Genomic DNA, 16,439 nt, shown 5'->3' with positions numbered 1-16,439 from the left:
CTCAGCGCGACGCGCGCCGCGAGCGGGCAGGGGAGGCCAGCGGAGGATGCGGCCACTCGTCCACCGGGATGTCGTGCAGCTCGCCCTCGGGCGTGACGAAGCCGAGGATGACGATGCGCTCGCCGTCGTTGATGACGGTGTGCTGGAAGGACCGCACGGGCCGCTCCAGCCGCTGCGTGAGCCCCTCCGAGTACCGGCCCGAGGTGACGAGCCAGTGCCCGTCGCCGTTGGGCATCAGGCGCGGCGTCTTCCCGTCCAGCCACAGCAGCCCCGGGCGGGACTCGCCGAGGTTGAAGGTGAAGAAGCTCTTGTCGGCATGCGGCTCGGAGGCGTGCGTCGTCAGCACGCGCCGCGCACGGGTGGGGCAGGGCGCGTGGTACTTCACGAACCGCACCGCGCCCTCGGTGTGCTTGCGGAACAGGCGCAAGAGCCCTCCGGGCCGCAGCCCGTAGCCCAGCTCCAGCGCCTCCAGCAACACGAGCGCGACGACGTGGCAGGCGCGGTAGGCCTGCTCCGAGGCGTCCAGCAGCTCGCGCACCGCCGCGGGCACGGGCCGCTTGCGGAAGTCCTTCCACAGCGCCGGCTTGGCCATGAAGGCCTCGATGGACTGACGCACCGACGCCGACTCCGGGTACCACGTGGCGTTGTAGCCCGTCTGGAAGACGGTGGGCGCGTGCATCAGGGCGCCCAGGTGCGGGTGCTCCAGCAGCGCCCGCTGGTACACGGCCTCGTAGTGCTCGAAGTCCTCGGTCAGCCCCTCTCGCGCCAGCAGCGCGGTGGGACGCTCCAGGTAGAAGAATCCTCGCTCATGCAAGTGCGTGAGGAGGCGCTCCGCGAACACCTTGCGGCGTGCATGTGAGCCTTTGACGAAATCATTCAGTCGCAAATATTCGACATCCCTGAAAACGGGTGTCTGGAGTTGGATGACTCCGTCATGCGCGAGGGAAAGCGGGGTCGGAGTGGAGGTCTGCCGGAGAGAAGGTGTCGAGCGAGCGCGTGTCGTCATGGGCGTGACCAGCAATTGATGAAACGCACCGTATCTCCGGCCCCTGACACGAAAATCCGCTCGAACACCCCGGCCGATGTGAGAGGTTTTGAGCCGCCCGGACACGGCACTACCCGACAGGAATTACGCGCGAACGACGGCCGATGACGCACGGCACTTTACTGGAGGACGCCCTCCAGTATACTGGACGCCATGGATATCAACGCCCGCCTCGCGCGTCGCATCCGGGAGCTCCGCGACGAGCGGGGCTTCTCGCTGGACGCGCTGGCCGAGCGCAGTGGGGTGAGCCGCTCGAACATCTCGCTCATCGAGCGGGGCCAGAGCAGTCCCACCGCCGTGGTGCTCGACAAGCTGGCCGCCGGCCTCGGCGTGACGCTCGCCTCGCTGTTCGAGGACAGCCCGGCGCCCGCCGCCGAGCCCTCGCCGGTGGCGCGCGCGGCCGAGCAACCCGTGTGGACGGACCCGGGCTCGGGCTACATCCGCCGCAACCTCTCGCCGGCCGCGCGCTCGCCGCTCCAGCTCGTGGAGGTCGTCTTTCCCGCCGGCCAGCGCGTCGCCTATGACAGCGCTCCGCGTGAGCCGGACATCGCACAGCAGGTCTGGGTGATTGACGGCGTCATGGAGGTGACGGTGGGTGACGCGCAGTGGCGCCTGGAGGCGGGCGACTGCCTCGCCATGCGCCTGGACCAGCCCATCGTCTACCGGAATCCCACCCGCAAGCCGGCGCGCTACCTCGTGGCGCTGGTGACCCCGCCTTCCACTCCCCACCGGAGGACCTGATGACCGGAGACGTGACGGTACGGCGCGTCGCCGCCGACGAGGCCGAGGCCTGCGTCGATGGGCTGGCCGAGGTGCTCATCGACTGCGTCGAGGGCGGCGCTTCCGTGAGCTTCATGCTGCCGATGACGCGCGAGAAGGCCGTGGCCTTCTGGCGCGGCGTGGCCCAGGGCGTCGCGCGCGGCGAGCGCGTGCTCCTCGTCGCCGAGGACGAGGAGGGCCGCATCATCGGCACGGTGCAGATGATGACGTCACTGCCCGAGAACCAGCCCCACCGCGGGGACGTCGCCAAGATGCTCGTGCACCGAGGGGCCCGCCGACGCGGCGTCGCGCAGCGGCTGATGGCGGCGCTCGACGAGGTGGCCCGCGCCGAGGGCAAGACGGTGCTGGTGCTCGACACCGTGACGGGTGGTGACGCCGAGCGGCTGTATGAGCGCGCCGGCTGGCAGCGGGTGGGCGTCGTGCCGAAGTACGCGCTGATGCCCGACGGCGAGTTCTGCGCGACGACGTTCTTCTACAAGCACCTCTGAGGACGCGGTTGTAGCGACGTGAGCCACAGCGCCGGTCGCGCTGTGACGCTCCACGCTACAAGTGCGCGCCCGGGCCCGTCGCGGACTCCCGGGCTGCGTCGGTGTGGGAATGGCACGGCATGTGAACACGCGGCGCCCACCCCCCGCCGGAGATTTCCTCCGGAACAGGTGTCAGGAGCTGCTGATGCGTTCGTTCCGCCGTTGGACCCAGACCGGTCTCGCCGCCCTCTTCGCCCTCGCCCTTCCTCTCTCGCAGGCCCATGCCGAGGACTGCGTCACGTTCTCGGGGCTGAAGCACTGCGCGGTGGGTGGCGCGAAGCTGGAGGTGCAGAGCAAGGAGCTGAACGTCCACGCCACCAGCACGTCGGGCACGGATGGCGTGGCCATCGACACCGAGGGCTTCAGCGCCTGGAGCGCGGGCGTGAGCTGTGAGCCCTCCGGTCAGGCCGAGGACACGACGGTGCTGACGCACGTCGCGGACGGCAAGGTCGTCGCCACCGCCACCGTCGCGAGCCGAGTGGACGGGCAGACCATCACCGCGAGCTTCGTCGACGCGGACGGCAACCCGACCACCTACTCGGCGCTGCTGTACTCGCAGGGCAGGCTCGTGGCCTCCGTGAAGGGCCTCGCCAGCGGCTCGGTCGCCGCCCGGGGCGAGAGCCTCGGCCGCCCCTCCTGCACGCACCTGACCCCGAAGGCGTGCCTGAAGCTGTGCATGGGAGGCCCCATCGAATGCAACTACTGCTACATCCCGTGCAAGTATGCCGCCGAGAGCGGCGGGGGCAGCGGCAGGGAGCCCTACAACGACTTCTCCTTCGAGATGCCGTTCAACGGCGTTTCGATTGGGGATGGCGTCAAGGCGGCCCCGGTGACCACCGTGGGGGACAAGCTGGTGCTGGTCTCCGATGCCCCGAGCGCTGGCGCCGCCCAGGACCCGGACCAGATCGTCGTGACGAGCACGGCGACCACGGTGTCGCTCAGCAATGAGAGCGTGACCCCCAGGTAGTCGTCGCCCGGACCGCCCTGCCGCCGCGCTCAGGCGGCGGCGGGGACGAGCTTCTGCTCGCGCAGGAAGGCGACGGTGCGCGCCACGCCCTCGGCGAACGGGGTGGGGCGGAAGCCGAGCTCACGGCGGGCCTTGCTCGCATCCACGCGGGCGTCCCACAGCAGGAACGAGAGCTGCCCCGGGGCGACGAGCGGCGTGAAGCCGAAGACGCGGGCGAGCGGGTCCGAGACGGTGGCGAGCGCCTGGAGGAGGAGGGTGGGGCCGGTGGGCGGCGGGCGTCCACCTCCGGCGGCCTGGAGGATGCCCCGGGCGAGCGTCGCGACGCTGACGTGCTCGTCGGAGACGAGGTAGCGCTCCCCGGAGACACCGCGCTCGGCGGCGGCGAGGTGCACATCGGTGCAACCGTCCACGTAGACGATGGAGACTCCGCCCGGTGGCAGCAGCGGGGCCTGCTTGTTGAGCACCTGGAGGAAGAGCGAGTTGAGGCCCACGTGCACGGGGCTGGGCCCGTAGACGGCGGAGGGGTTGACGTAGACGAGGTCCAACCCCTGCTGGCGGATGACCTCGGCCTCGCGCTCGGCGGCCTGCTTGGAGCGCTCGTACCAGGTGGGCTTGGGCGCGGTGTCGATGTTCGTCTCCACGAGGGTGCCGCCGCGCGGGGCGGCGAAGACGTCCATGGTGGAGGTGTAGACGACGCGGTTCACCTTCGCCTCGAGCGCGGCCCGCAGCACGTTGACGGTGCCCTGGCGGTTGACGCGGTCGAAGATGGACGGGTCCTTCTGCCACTGCTCCGGCATGCCGGCGGCGTGGAAGACGCGCTCCACGCCCCGCATGGCGGAGGGAAGCGACTCGGGGACGGTGATGTCGCCGCGGACGAGCTCCACGGAGGCGGGCAGCAGGGGCGCGGCCTTGTTGGCATCGCGCACGAGCGCGCGCACGTGGTGGCCTTGTTCCGCGAGCCGGTGGGCGATGGCGTTGCCGATGAGGCCGGTGGCCCCGGTGACGAGCACGTTCATGGTGGCGCCCATGCATATCGCCGAGCCCGCCCGATGGCGACCCACCTGGGAGTTCCATCTCCGTGCATTCACGTATAAACCGGCAGTTGCGGTTTAGATGGCGAATACACTCTCAGGAGGAAGACATGCGCGCGGCAATCATTGGTGGAGTGCTGGCGGTGGGAATGCTGACCGGCTGCGGCCCCGGGGTGGAGGACTCGGATGCGTCCGAGCTCGGCGCTCAGGAGCAGGAAGTAACGTGGTGTAATGCCAGCTCGTACACCATCGAGTATTACGCCGAGCCAGAGCTCATCAACCTGGTTGGCACCGAGGTATGCAGCTGCTTCTCGCCGAAGTTCCGCACGGGAGTGCGGACGGCCTACAGCGTCATCGACGATACGTCCTATATGTGCGTGTAGCAGCCCGCCGACGTAGCGCAGAGCATGGGCCTGGACCTCGACAGCGAGCAGGTCCGGGTCAGCACCCAGGGCCCGAACGTTCTCGCGGGGGCCTCGCTGACGGAGGACATCGAGGCCGGCGTCGACCTGGCCTTCATGTACATCTCCATGCCCGAGCTGACCCCGCTCCCGCCGGACTTCTACCTGCTGCGCCTGTCTGGCGGTGAGGACGGCGGCATGCCCGCGGTGCAGTTCATCAACCGGCAGGGGACCCCGGTCATCACGCTGCCCGTTGAGGGCGACGTGAACCCCACGCCCGCGGCGCGGACCATCTGGATCGACCCCATCTGGGGCACCATCCGCGTCTACGAGGACCACTGGCCGGGGGACCTCATCCTCATCCGCCAGCCCTACGGCGGCTGGTGGATGGTCTAGCCGGACGGGAAGTGGCAGGCCTGGGGGCGGGTGGGATTAGACTGCCCGCCCTATGCGCCGCTTCATGCTACCCATGGTGTCCTTGCTGGTCCTCGCCTCCTGCAAGAAGGACGAGGGCCCTCCTGACGCGAACCAGGCCGCCATCCGGCTGGAGGTCTCCTTCGACTTCAAGGCGGGCTGCATCATCACGCAGGTCCGCGACAAGGCGGATGCTTCCAAGTCGCTGACCGGCGAGCAGCTCGTGTGGGAGCGCGCCGAGCGCAAGGCGGTCTTTGGCATCTTCCGGCGGGAGGAGTGGGGCCGAACGCTGGAGGTCATCTCCACGGCGCACGAGCGCGACTGCAAAGGGCAGGAGGTGGCGCGCAAGACGCAAGAGGTGACGCTGGATACGCCGGGGGTGCAGACGTTCTCCTTCGCATTGAGCGCGGTGGACACCGACGGTGACGGCTACGTGCCGACATCCGGGGGCGGCACGGACTGCGTCGACAACGATGCGGCCGTCCGACAGCTCAGCTTCTACCGGGATGGGGATGGTGACGGCGTTGGCGGGGGAGACGTGGTGCTGGGCTGCACGGCGCCCGCGCAGCACGTGGCCCAGAGCGGAGACTGCGACGACGGGAACGCCGAGAGGCGACCTGGCAATCAGGAAATCTGCGATGGCGTGGACAACGACTGTGTCGAGGGCATCGACAACGGGTTGACGCTGAACAGCTACTACCTGGACAGCGACCGGGACGGAGTTGGCGCCGGTCCCGTGGTGCGAGCCTGCGTCGCCCCCGAGAACCACGTTGCGTCCAGCAACGACTGTGATGACAACGACGCCGCACGCAAGCCAGGACTGGCCGAGACGTGTGACGACAAGGACAACAACTGCGACAACCGGACGGACGAAGGGCTGGCGGTTGTCAGGTACTACCGGGATGCAGACGGTGATGGCTTCGGGACGATGACGGACACACGGCTGAAGTGCAACAGGCCGGAAGGGTACGTGTCGAGCAACGTCGACTGCAATGATTCCAACAGCGCGGTGAATCCCAGTGCGCAGGAAGTCTGCAATGAAGTCGATGACAACTGCAGCGGCGGGACGGACGAGGGCTTCAACAAGACGTGGCACCGGGATGCGGACGGAGACAACTACGGACTCGCGAACACCACGATGACCGGCTGCATGCAGCCCGCGGGCTACGTGGCGCCCACCGCCGTCTTCGACTGCAACGATGCGGAAGCCGCGGTGAATCCTGGCGTCCCGGAGAAGTGCAACGGCGTGGATGACAACTGCGTGAACGGCGAGGATGAGCCCTTCAAGAGCGGCCCGACACGGCTGGGTGCCACCTGTGGTGCTTCCTGCCCAGGCATCTACGTGTGCAACGAAGCGCAAGACGACACCCGCTGCAACGCGCCCACGGGGACCACCTATTACACCCCCGACGTGGATGGCGATGGAGACGCGCTCTCTGGCGCTCAGGCGCAGGTCGCGTGTTCTCCGACAATGCCTCCTGCTGGCTCCGCGACCAGCAACACGGATTGCGACGATACCGACCGATACAACAGGGGTGGTGGCACAGAGGTCTGCGACTTCCGTGACAACAATTGCAACGTCAACTCGGATGAAGGCAACGTGTGCATGGGGGCAGGGTGGAACCCGGTAACGGACTCCGCTCTCAATGGGCGCGACTGGAACACCGTGGCCATCAGCAAGGCCAGCGTCAGCGGCTATCCCGTATGGATTGCCGGAGCGAACGGTGCCCTCGCCCGTCGCAACGCAGCGAACGAGTCGTTCACGAGCTTCGATGGCCAGTGTGGAGCTACCACCACCTGGAATGCGGCCTGGGTGAGCAGCGATGGGAGCGTGTTCCTCGCGGGCAGCGGCGGACAGGTGGCCCGGCATGACGGGACGGGCTGCTCCATGCAGCACACGCTGACCGGCGCTCACAACGCCACGGGCATTGTCGGCTTCGAGGACAGCGGGATGACGCTCTACGTGGTGGATGAGGGCGGTCAGCTCCACTCCTGGGCGACGAGCGGTGCTCCTGTGAGGGCTGCCGACAGTCCCACCAATCCCGCCCCCCTCTACAGGGATGCTCACGGCTTCGACCGAACGCGCCTGTTCATAGTGGGCCAGGAGAGCAATGGGCAAAGTGTCCCTCAGCTCGAGACCTATTCCGGAGGAGCTACTCCAAGCGACGTCGACCTGCCCACGGGTGGAAGCCCGAGCAATTCCAGCCTCCGGAGTGTCTGGATGGTCTCGCCAACGCTTGCTTACGCGGTGGGAGACAACAACCTCGTGATGAGGTGGCAGGGAGCTGGTTGGAGCCTCGTGACGCCTCCTGCAAACACGAACTTCACCAGCGTCTGCGCGCCAGACCGCTCCTCGGTCTACGTCACGGACGCAGCGGGCCGCATCCACCGTCATAACGGGTTGGGAAACACGTGGGTGACGCAGTACACCCCGCCCACAGCGGGCCCCCTCCGCGACATCGCCCTGGTGTCCCCGACCAACATCTGGGCCGTGGGCCCGGGTGGCCGGGTCATCCACTTCCCGCAGCTGCCCTGAGTTCCACGGGCCCGGCCCGCCGCCAACATGCGGCGGGCCGGCCCGCCACTACTCGTACCGCAGCGACTCGATCGGCGCGAGGCTCGCCGCACGCCGCGCGGGCCAGATGCCGAAGAACACGCCCACGGTGGCGGAGAAGGCGATGGCCACGATGATGGCCTCGGGCGCCACCACCATGCTCCAGCCCATGACACTCTGGAGCACCGACGCGCCGCCCACGCCCAGCAAGAGCCCGATGGTGCCGCCGGCCAGGCACAGCACCAGCGACTCCACGAGGAACTGGAGCAGGATGTCCATGCCCGTGGCGCCCAGCGCCTTGCGCAGACCAATCTCGCGCGTCCGCTCCGTCACCGACACCAGCATGATGTTCATGATGCCGATGCCGCCCACGAGCAGCGAGATGGCGGCGATGCCCGCCAGCAGCATCGAGAACGTCTGAGTCGTCTCCTGCATCGTGGTGAGCAGCGACGCCTGGTCTCGGATGTTGAAGTCGGCCGCCTCCTCCGGGCGCAGCCGGTGCTCGCGCCGCAGCGTCAGGTCGATCTCCGCCATCGCATCGTCCATGGACTGCTCGTCCACCGCCTGCACGGAGATGGAGCGGATGCGGTCCGTGCCCATCACCCGGAACTGCGCGGTGGACAGGGGCATGTAGAGGCTCTCGTCCGGGTTGGAGAAGCCCTGGGAGCCCTTCTCGGCCAGCACGCCGATGACCTCGAAGGGGATGCCGCGGATGCGGATGCTCTCGCCCACCAGCGACGACGAGTCCCTCAGGCCGAGCTGCGCACCGGCCAGCGCGCCGAGCACCACCACCCGCCGCCGGCCCCGGTCCTCCGCATCCGTGAAGAGGCGGCCCTGCGCCAGCTTGCTCTGGTTGATGTCGAAGTACGCCGGCCACGTCCCCACCACGGACAGGTTGGCGTTGGCGGCGCCGTACTCCACCTGGAAGCGCGCCTCGATTTCCGGGGCGACGGCCTGGATGGCGCGCGGGTTGGCCCGCAGGGCCTCCGCGTCGTCCACGGACATCGCCGCCTGGCCGCGACCCAGGCCGCCCTGGAAGGCCTGCCCGGGGCGCACCGTGAGGACGTTGGTGCCCAGTGTCTGCAGCCGCTGCGCCACCGAGCGCTGCGCGCCCTCACCGAGCGCCACCATGGTGATGACCGCGGCGATGCCGATGACGATGCCCAGCATCGTCAGCAGCGAGCGGAGCTTGTTGGCAAGGACCGCGTCGAACGCGACCCGGATGATTTCTCCCATGACCTGACCTCCCTCTACCGCGGTCCGCGACCACCGCCACCCGGGGCGCCCATCATGCCGCCCGCCATCTGACGCATCCGCTCGGTGCTGCGCTGCTGCTGCGCCTTGAGCTGGGCGACGGAGATGAGCAGCACCTGCTCGCCGGGCTGCAGCCCGCTCACCACCTCGGAGCTCTCCCAGTCACTCAGCCCGAGCATCACCCGCCGGGGCTCCAACCCCTTCGGCCCCTGCACGAAGACGATGCCCGGCCGCGTGTCGCCCGGCGCCTGCCGGCCCTCGCGCATGCCCCGGCCACCCCGGCCTCCGCCCGCGGGAACCGTCGTTCCCGCACCCGCGCCGTTGGCCCCGGCCACCGCGTTGCCCGCGCCTTCAAGAGCGCCGCCGCCCTGGCCACCCGCGTTGGCGTTCGCGCCGCCCGCCGGACCCGCGTTCGCCGCCACGTCACCACCCGAGCCCGCGCCGCCCGCGCCCGCCGGAGCCTGCCCCGCGCTCGCCAACGTGTCGCCGCCCGGGCCATTCGCGCCCATCGGAGCGCCGCCGCCCTGGCCACCGCCCCCGGGCGGCCGCATCACCGCGCGCACCGCCTCCTCGGAGACGCCCACGGCCACCGCCGTGGTCCGGGCGTCGCGCATGCTCGCCACCGCCGCGTTCGGCACGGTGATGGCGTCGCGCCGGCGGGAGATTTCAATGGCGACCTCCGCGTTCATCCCAGGCCGCAGCAGCCCTTCCTTGTTGTCCAGCCGCACGAGCACCGGGAAGAGGGTGACGTTCTGCTCGACGACGGCCTGGGGCTCCACCTTCACCACCTCGCCCACGAAGGTGCGGCCCGGGTAGGCCTCCATCGTCACGCGCGCCCGCAGGCCGGACTTGATCTGCCCGACGTCCGTCTCGTCCACCTTGGCGCGAACCTGCATGATGGACAGGTCCGCCATCTTGAAGAGCGTGGTGCCGCCGGACACGTTGGACGTCGCGGAGGCGATGATGAGCCCGGGCTGAATCGTCCGCTCCAGCAGCGTGCCGTCGATGGGCGCGCGGATGGTGACGTCGCCGCTGCGCTCGCGGGCGAGCTGCAGGTTCGTCTCCGCCCGCACCTTCGCCGCCCGCGCGCTCGCGGCGGCGTCCACCGCCGTCTCGTACTCCTGCTGGGTGACGTAGCCCGACTTGCGCAGCTCCTCCAGACGCTGGCGCTGGGCCTCGGTGGTGTTCAGCCTCACCCGCGCGGAATCCACGTCCGCCTGGGCCTGGGCCAGCGCGTTCTGCACGTCGCGCGGGTCGATCTCCGCCAGCAGCGCGTTCTTCTCCACCTTGTCGCCGGTGTCGAAGTGGACGCGCAGCACCTCGCCGGAGGCCTTGGACTTCACCTCCACCACGCGCAGGGGCTCCACGAGTCCGGAGGACTCGGCCACCACTTCCATGTCCCGCCGCTCGACCACCGCGAGCGAGGCCGAGCGCTCCTGGGCGGGCGGCTCGGCGTCACCGCGTGTGACGGTGTACGCGCCCGCTCCCAGCAAGGCCACCACGGCGCCCGAGATGACAAACTTCTTCGTCTTGCTCACGACGTTCCTCCAATTCCAGGTCGCCGCGCGAAGGCGCGGACCGATTCAGTCCCGCTTCCGCTCGTCCCGCTCGATGACGCCGTCCTTCAGGAACAGCACCCGCTGCGCATACGCCGCGATGTCCGCTTCGTGCGTCACCAGCATCAAGGTCTGGCCTTGCGTGTGCAACTCGCCGAAGAGGGCCATGATCTCCTCACCCGTGCGGCTGTCGAGCGCGCCCGTGGGCTCGTCCGCCAGCAGCAGCGCCGGCTGCGTCACCAGCGCGCGGGCAATGGCCACGCGCTGGCGCTGGCCGCCGGACATCTCGTTGGGCCGGTGGTCCATGCGCGCGCCCAGGCCCACCTTCTCCAGCATCGCCGCCGCGCGCTCGCGCCGCTCCTTCTTGGGCACGCGCGCGTAGATGAGCGGCAGCGCCACGTTGTCCAGCGCGGACGCGCGGGGCAGCAGGTTGAAGCTCTGGAAGACGAAGCCCAGCTCGCGGTTGCGGATGCGCGCCAGCGCCGTCTCGGACATGCCCGCCACCGGCTGCCCGTTGAGCCAGTACTGCCCGCCCGAGGGCACGTCCAGGCAGCCGATGAGGTTCATGAAGGTGGACTTGCCCGAGCCGGACGGGCCCATGACGGCCACGTACTCGTTGCGGCGGATGGTGAGGTCCACGCCCCGGAGCGCGCGCACCACCTCCGAGCCCATCTTGTATTCCTTGCGCAGTCCCTCGACGCGGATGACCACGTCCGAGATGTCCCGGCCGGCCGCCTGCGCGGGCGCCGTGCCCGCCTCGGTGCTCGTCGACGTGCTCACAGCGGCCTCCCGGCCAGCGCCTCCAGCTCGGCGCGGGCAATCTGGTAGTCGAAGCGGGCGGCGATGAGGTTGATCTCCGCCTGCACCAGGCTCTCCTGGGACGTCAGCAGCTCCAGGATGGTGGTGGCCCCCAGGCGGTAGCGCTCCTGCTGCACCTTCACGTCCTCCTGCGCCACCTCCACGGACTCCTGGGCGAAGGTGATGCGGTCCGAGGTGAGCCGCAGCTGGCTCAGCGACTGGCCGACGCTGGAGCGCACCGAGCGCACCGTGTCCGCGAGCTGCACCTGCGCCACCGACTCCTGCGTCCTGGCGCGCACCACGCGCTCCTCGCGGAGGAAGCCGTCGAAGATGGGGTAGGAAAGGCCCAGCCGCACGGACCAGCTCGTCCGGCCGCCCGTCAGGGCCAGGTCCTGGTTGAACCAGTCGTAGCCCGCGGACAGCCGCACCGTGGGCAGGTAGTCCGACTTCGCCACGCCCACACCCGCCTCCGAGGAGCGCAGGTTCGCCTCCGCCGCGAGCACGGACGGCGCCCGCGCGGTGATTTCATCCGTCAGCGCCTCGTCGGTGAGCGCCAGCGACTTCGGCTCCAGGCTCTCCAGCGGCTTCGCGTCCACCGGGCCGTCCTCGCCAATGAAGCGCCCCAGCGCGAGCGACGCCGCCCGGCGCTGCGTCTGCGCGGACAGCAGGGACTCGCGCGCCGTCGTCAGCTCCAGCCGCGCGCGCAGCATGTCCGAGCGCGTCGCCGAGCCCACCGCCAGCCTGCGCTCCGCGGCGTCCGCGCTCTGCTTCGCCCGCTCGATTCGGGAGCGCGCCACCTCTTCCAGGCCCGCCGCGCGCAGCACCTCGAAGAAGGAGCGCTGCACGTCCAGCACCGCAGTGGAGCGCTGCGCGGTGAGCTGCGCCTCGGCCGCGTTCGTCTGCGCGCGCGTCTGCCGGCGGGTGGCGCTGCGCTGGAAGCCCGTGAAGACGTCCCACCCGGCGGACAGGCCCGCGCTGTACGTATCGCTGGAGCCCGACAGCACGGCGCCCGTCGTGGGGTCCAGCCGCTGGGTGCTCGCCAGGGAGCCGTTGGCGTTCGCCGACAGGGTGGGCAGGTAGGCGCCGAACGCGCTGCGCTCGGCCGCGTTGGAGGTGGTGACGGTCCCCGCCGCCTGGGCGACCTGGGGATTGACCTTCACCGCCCGGGCGATGGCCTCCTCCAGGGTGACGCTCGGCAGCGGCTGCTGTGCTCGCGCCTCGAGCTCCACCGCGGGCGCCGCCCGGGCCGGCTGCCCGGCGGAGGGCGCGGCCTGCGCGGAGGGCGTCGGCTGCGCCGCGGGCGCCTGCGCCAGGGCCACCTCGGGAGTCACCGCCAGCCCGAGGACGCCCAGGGCCAGGGCCGGCATCCGGTGGGGCCTACTCATGAACCACGTTCTCGGGAGCTTTCTCATACCGGACAGAGTGATTGCACACGGCCTGCCAGCGCTCAACCCATTGAAATCTGAAGTAAAAGTCCAAGGGCCGCTGCGGGAACAGCAGCCTGGGTGCGGATTCCGCACGTCCCGCCATGCGGGCCCCGCGCGCCCGAGGCGCCGTCCAGGGGCGAACACGTGGGCCCCGTCATTGCAGTGGTGGGGGATGGACGAGGGACGCGGCGGGCCGGTGCGCTCGCCCGCCCTCCCGGCTCGCGGCCTCCGGGTCGCGCTCGCTTCCCCTGGAGAGAGTCGCATGACGTGGGCGGAGATGACGGAACGCGGTGGAAGCCACCGGCCAGGGGGCCGGATGGGAAGGGAGTGCGGATTCCGCACTCCCCATGCAGAGTTCGCAGTGTGCGAGACAGTCCCCTGGAGCTGGCAACACCGCGAGGGAGGTCGCCGATGAGCGGCCCGGCCCGGTGGCGCCCGCGTGGTCCCTGGATGCCGTGGGCGGCGGCGGTGTTGATGTGCGCGGTGCTGCTGTCCGCCGCGCTGTTCAGCCGCAGCACGGCCAATGAGGCGTACTCCCTGGTGGCGCGCGGCATGGCGACCGTGCTGACGGGCGCCGGCATCGAGGCCTTCCGCCACAGCCATGGGCTTCCGACACAGGCGGACCTGGACGCCTTCCTGGAGGCTCATCAGGCCGGCGGCCTTCGCTATGTGGCCATCATGGAGGACTCGCGGGTGCTGGTCTCGGCGGGAGAGGGCTCCATCGAGGGCATCCCCCTGGACGCGGGTCCGCAGCTCTATCTGGAGGATGGCCGGGCGCGGTTCGTCCATCGCATCCGCCGGTCCCGTCCCGAGCCGGGACCGGGCGAGACGGGGGCGGTGGTGCCCACGCCCGCGCCCCCGGAGGCCGCGGACCGGGCGCAGGAGCAGCGCCGCCCGCTGCGCATCGCCTACGAGTTCGAGCCGCTCACCGCGCTGGAGCTGGAGGCGCGCTCGGAGCGGCTGCTGGGCGTGGCCATCATCTCGTGCGCGGGCATCCTCGTGCTGGCCTTCGCCTTCACCCGCTCGCTGGCGCAGCGCGAGGCGCTGTCGGAGGAACTGGAGCGGGGGCGCCGGCTGGCGGCCCTGGGCACCATGTCCGCGGTGCTGGCCCACGAGCTGCGCAACCCGCTGGCCTCGCTCAAGGGACACGCGCAGCTCCTGGCCGAGCGCGTGGAGCGCGACGAGGTGCTGCACCCCAAGGCGAACCGGGTCGTGGGCGAGGCCGTCCGCCTGGAGCAGCTGCTGAATGACCTGCTGGCCTTCGTGCGCAGCGGCGAGCTGCACCGCGCGGACGCGGACCCGAACGACGTGCTGCGCGCGGCGGTGGAGTCCACGGGGGAGACGAGCGTGGAGGCCCGCTACCTCCCGGCGCGCACGCAGTGGAAGCTGGACCCCGGCCGCATGCAGCAGGCGCTGGAGAACGTGCTGCGCAACGCCGTGCAGGCCAGCCCGGCGGGGCAGCGCGTGGAGGCGAGCGTGGAGCAGGAGGGGAAGTCGCTCGTGTTCACCGTGAAGGACCACGGGCCGGGCATCCCCGCCGGGGAGGAGGAGCGCATCTTCGAGCCCTTCGTCACGGGGAGGCTGCGCGGCGTGGGCCTGGGGCTGGCCATCACCCGCCGCATCGTGGAGCTGCACGGCGGCACGGTGAGCGCGCGCAGCCATGCCGGTGGGGGCGCGGAGTTCCGCCTCACCGTTCCAATGAAGGGGAGCTGACGGAGCCATGGCGCGAATCCTGGTGGCGGATGATGAAGAGGGCGTGCGCTCGTTCCTGGCCGAGGCGCTGGAGTTCGAGGGGCACACGGTGACGACGGCCGCCGACGGCGACGAGGCGGCGCGCATCCTGGCGAAGCAGGGCGTGGACCTGCTGCTGACGGACCTGAAGATGCCCGGCATGGACGGGCTGACGCTCCTGCGCAAGGTGCGCGAGGAGCAGCCGGACGTGGAGGTCATCGTCCTCACCGCCGTGGGCTCCGTGGAGAGCGCGGTGGCGGCGATGAAGGCGGGCGCCTTCGAGTACCTCACCAAGCCGGTGAGCAGCCCGGCCGAGCTGCGCCTCACGGTGGCCCGCGCGCTGGAGCGGCGCGCGCTGCTCAACCTGAAGGCGGAGGCCCGCCACGTCGCGGGTGAGGTGGTGCTGAGCTGGGGCGCGCCGGCCATGGGGCCGGTGGTGGAGGCCCTGCGCAAGGTGGCTCCCACGCAGGCCACGGTGCTGCTGACGGGCGAGAGCGGCACCGGCAAGGAGGTGACCGCGCGGGCGCTGCACCAGTGGAGCGAGCGCGCCGACGGGCCCTTCGTGGCCGTCAACTGCGCGGCGCTCACGGAGACGCTGCTGGAGAGCGAGCTGTTCGGCCACGAGAAGGGCGCCTTCACGGGCGCGGTGGCCCAGCGGCGCGGGCGCATCGAGCTGGCCCAGGGCGGCACCTTCTTCCTGGACGAGGTGGGCGAGCTGAAGGCGGAGCTGCAGGCCAAGCTGCTGCGGGTGTTGCAGGAGCGGAGATTCGAGCGGGTGGGGGGCACGCGGACGCTGGAGGCGGACGTGCGCTGGGTGGCCGCCACCAACCGCGACCTCAAGGCGATGATGGCGCGGGGCGAGTTCCGCGAGGACCTCTACCACCGGCTGGCGGTGTTCCCCATCCGCCTGCCCCCGCTGCGCGAGCGGCGCGAGGATTTGCGCCCGCTGGCGGAGCTGCTGCTCAAGCGCATCGGCGAGGAGCTGGGGCGCCCGGGGCTGCGGCTGTCACCCGAGGCCTCCGAGCGGCTGGTGTCCTTCCCGTGGCCGGGCAACGTGCGCGAGCTGCGCAACGCACTGGAGCGCGCGGCCATCCTCGCGGACGGGCCGGTGGTGGAGCCGCGGCACCTGTGGCTGGACCCCTCGGGCGCGGCGGCTCCGGCGGCGGAGGTGGCTTCGTCCGCGGCACCCGCCTCCGGAGACGGAGGCGGACGGGTGCCGGACACGACGCTGGAGGAGCTGGAGCGGATGGCCATCGAGCAGGCCATCGCGGCGGAAGGCGGCAACCGCAAGCGCGCGGCCCAGCGGCTGGGCATCGGCCTGCGGACGCTCTACGACAAGCTGCGGCGCTACGGCATGCAGTGAGCGCGGCGGCCCGTCACGGAGGGCCGTAGCCCTGGACCCTGGAGTTCAGCTCCACCGCGGTGGCGTAGATCTGCGCCCAGGCCCGGAACTTCAAGCGGTCGCCCAGGCCCTTCTGGTCGTTGGCGTAGTCGAACAGGTCCTTGCGGAAGAGGGCGTCGGCGGCCTTGCGCGCGTCGTCGCCGAGCGGCGTGCCCTTCTTGTCGTAGTAGCGCAGCAGGTCGTAGCCGTAGTCGTGCGTCTTGGCGGCCGGGTCGAACTCCTTGTCCGGGCCGATGCGCCCCGGGGCCGACGCGTAGCCGTGCGGGTCCTGCATCCGCTGGCCGTGCTTCGTCTGGATGGCGTAGGGCTTGTAACCCATGACCTGCTCGAAGTCCGCCGGCGGAGGACGGGCGCCGGTGAGGTACTCCTTCATCAGCTTGCCGTGGTCACCCGCGGGCGCGCCCGACACCTTCGCGGTGCGCTGGAGCGCGTCGGCGGCGCCAGTGAACGTATCCTTCGGCTGCGGGCGGACGGGGACGGCGGTGTTGGCCTTCTCCGCGGCGGGCGACTCGGAGGCTGTCTCTTATACACGTCTGACGCCGCCGACGAATC

At 70.5% G+C, this 16,439-nt stretch carries 14 protein-coding genes and 1 pseudogene; 8 read left to right on the top strand and 7 right to left on the bottom strand.

The genetic code is table 11. The features are described from left to right. Position 1: 1 nt before the first annotated feature. Complete coding sequence (locus HG543_RS09835) at positions 2–814, bottom strand: 2OG-Fe(II) oxygenase family protein (RefSeq protein WP_169344448.1); 813 nt, start codon at positions 812–814, stop codon at positions 2–4. 384 nt (positions 815–1,198) lie between these two features. Between HG543_RS09835 and HG543_RS09830 the strand changes: the two genes are divergently transcribed. From HG543_RS09830 to HG543_RS09820, 3 genes are all read left to right on the top strand, one after another. Next, positions 1,199–1,786, top strand: coding sequence for a helix-turn-helix domain-containing protein (locus HG543_RS09830; protein WP_169344447.1), 588 nt, complete (start codon positions 1,199–1,201; stop codon positions 1,784–1,786). Continuing rightward, positions 1,786–2,313, top strand: coding sequence for a GNAT family N-acetyltransferase (locus tag HG543_RS09825; RefSeq protein WP_169344446.1), 528 nt, complete (start codon positions 1,786–1,788; stop codon positions 2,311–2,313). The genes HG543_RS09830 and HG543_RS09825 overlap by 1 nt, the downstream gene beginning before the upstream one ends. A 184-nt stretch (positions 2,314–2,497) precedes the next feature. Next, entirely contained in the window at positions 2,498–3,319 is an 822-nt protein-coding gene (locus HG543_RS09820) for a hypothetical protein (protein ID WP_169344445.1), read from the top strand. Positions 3,320–3,348: 29 nt separating this feature from the next. Here HG543_RS09820 and HG543_RS09815 read toward each other — a convergent pair whose 3' ends face one another. Then, a complete protein-coding gene (locus HG543_RS09815) occupies positions 3,349–4,347 on the bottom strand; it encodes an NAD-dependent epimerase/dehydratase family protein (protein WP_169344444.1) in 999 nt (332 codons plus the stop codon). Positions 4,348–4,460: 113 nt separating this feature from the next. On the opposite strand from HG543_RS09815, the gene HG543_RS09810 reads away from it, so the two are divergent. The 3 genes from HG543_RS09810 (at position 4,461) to HG543_RS09800 (ending at position 7,701) form a co-directional block, all read left to right on the top strand. After that, positions 4,461–4,733, top strand: a complete 273-nt coding sequence (locus tag HG543_RS09810) for a hypothetical protein (protein WP_169344443.1) — start codon at positions 4,461–4,463, stop codon at positions 4,731–4,733. Positions 4,734–4,757: 24 nt separating this feature from the next. Continuing rightward, a complete protein-coding gene (locus HG543_RS09805) occupies positions 4,758–5,147 on the top strand; it encodes a hypothetical protein (protein WP_169344442.1) in 390 nt (129 codons plus the stop codon). 73 nt (positions 5,148–5,220) lie between these two features. Then, positions 5,221–7,701 carry a putative metal-binding motif-containing protein gene (locus HG543_RS09800; protein ID WP_169344441.1) on the top strand — a complete coding sequence of 827 codons (2,481 nt, stop codon included), beginning with the start codon at positions 5,221–5,223 and terminating at the stop codon, positions 7,699–7,701. 48 nt (positions 7,702–7,749) lie between these two features. On the opposite strand, the gene HG543_RS09795 is transcribed toward HG543_RS09800, so the two are convergent. From HG543_RS09795 to HG543_RS09780, 4 genes are all read right to left on the bottom strand, one after another. Next, positions 7,750–8,955, bottom strand: a complete 1,206-nt coding sequence (locus HG543_RS09795) for an ABC transporter permease (RefSeq protein ID WP_169344440.1) — start codon at positions 8,953–8,955, stop codon at positions 7,750–7,752. A 14-nt stretch (positions 8,956–8,969) separates the two neighbouring features. Further along, positions 8,970–10,511: an efflux RND transporter periplasmic adaptor subunit gene (locus HG543_RS09790; RefSeq protein WP_169344439.1), complete on the bottom strand. Its 1,542-nt coding sequence runs from the start codon at positions 10,509–10,511 to the stop codon at positions 8,970–8,972. A 45-nt stretch (positions 10,512–10,556) separates the two neighbouring features. Next, positions 10,557–11,201 carry an ABC transporter ATP-binding protein gene (locus HG543_RS09785; protein ID WP_171818643.1) on the bottom strand — a complete coding sequence of 215 codons (645 nt, stop codon included), beginning with the start codon at positions 11,199–11,201 and terminating at the stop codon, positions 10,557–10,559. Between the two features lie 104 nt (positions 11,202–11,305). Then, entirely contained in the window at positions 11,306–12,712 is a 1,407-nt protein-coding gene (locus HG543_RS09780; protein ID WP_246356884.1) for a TolC family protein, read from the bottom strand. A 453-nt stretch (positions 12,713–13,165) separates the two neighbouring features. Between HG543_RS09780 and HG543_RS09775 the strand changes: the two genes are divergently transcribed. Next, positions 13,166–14,467, top strand: a complete 1,302-nt coding sequence (locus HG543_RS09775; protein WP_169344437.1) for a sensor histidine kinase — start codon at positions 13,166–13,168, stop codon at positions 14,465–14,467. 7 nt (positions 14,468–14,474) lie between these two features. Continuing rightward, on the top strand, positions 14,475–15,848 hold the full coding sequence (locus tag HG543_RS09770) for a sigma-54-dependent transcriptional regulator (protein ID WP_169344436.1): 1,374 nt from the start codon (positions 14,475–14,477) through the stop codon (positions 15,846–15,848). A 13-nt stretch (positions 15,849–15,861) separates the two neighbouring features. On the opposite strand, the pseudogene HG543_RS09765 reads toward HG543_RS09770, so the two are convergent. After that, a pseudogene (locus tag HG543_RS09765) lies at positions 15,862–16,401 on the bottom strand (hypothetical protein); the annotation flags it as partial. Positions 16,402–16,439: the final 38 nt, after the last annotated feature.

It is taken from the genome of Pyxidicoccus fallax (genome assembly GCF_012933655.1).
Taxonomy (GTDB): domain Bacteria; phylum Myxococcota; class Myxococcia; order Myxococcales; family Myxococcaceae; genus Myxococcus; species Myxococcus fallax.
The sequence above is the reverse complement of the archived record's forward strand: the minus strand, read 5'-3'. Positions and strand labels throughout refer to the sequence as shown.

Bases quoted from the DNA above. Each gene is read 5' to 3' on its own strand.
- HG543_RS09825 (WP_169344446.1), top strand. From the start codon at position 1,786: ATGACCGGAGACGTGACGGTACGGCGCGTCGCCGCCGACGAGGCCGAG.
- HG543_RS09810 (WP_169344443.1), top strand. From the start codon at position 4,461: ATGCGCGCGGCAATCATTGGTGGAGTGCTGGCGGTGGGAATGCTGACC.
- HG543_RS09830 (WP_169344447.1), top strand. From the start codon at position 1,199: ATGGATATCAACGCCCGCCTCGCGCGTCGCATCCGGGAGCTCCGCGAC.
- HG543_RS09800 (WP_169344441.1), top strand. From the start codon at position 5,221: ATGGTGTCCTTGCTGGTCCTCGCCTCCTGCAAGAAGGACGAGGGCCCT.
- HG543_RS09770 (WP_169344436.1), top strand. From the start codon at position 14,475: ATGGCGCGAATCCTGGTGGCGGATGATGAAGAGGGCGTGCGCTCGTTC.
- HG543_RS09785 (WP_171818643.1), bottom strand. From the start codon at position 11,201: ATGGGCTCGGAGGTGGTGCGCGCGCTCCGGGGCGTGGACCTCACCATC.
- HG543_RS09815 (WP_169344444.1), bottom strand. From the start codon at position 4,347: ATGGGCGCCACCATGAACGTGCTCGTCACCGGGGCCACCGGCCTCATC.
- HG543_RS09820 (WP_169344445.1), top strand. From the start codon at position 2,498: ATGCGTTCGTTCCGCCGTTGGACCCAGACCGGTCTCGCCGCCCTCTTC.
- HG543_RS09795 (WP_169344440.1), bottom strand. From the start codon at position 8,955: ATGGGAGAAATCATCCGGGTCGCGTTCGACGCGGTCCTTGCCAACAAG.
- HG543_RS09780 (WP_246356884.1), bottom strand. From the start codon at position 12,712: ATGAGTAGGCCCCACCGGATGCCGGCCCTGGCCCTGGGCGTCCTCGGG.
- HG543_RS09805 (WP_169344442.1), top strand. From the start codon at position 4,758: ATGGGCCTGGACCTCGACAGCGAGCAGGTCCGGGTCAGCACCCAGGGC.
- HG543_RS09775 (WP_169344437.1), top strand. From the start codon at position 13,166: ATGAGCGGCCCGGCCCGGTGGCGCCCGCGTGGTCCCTGGATGCCGTGG.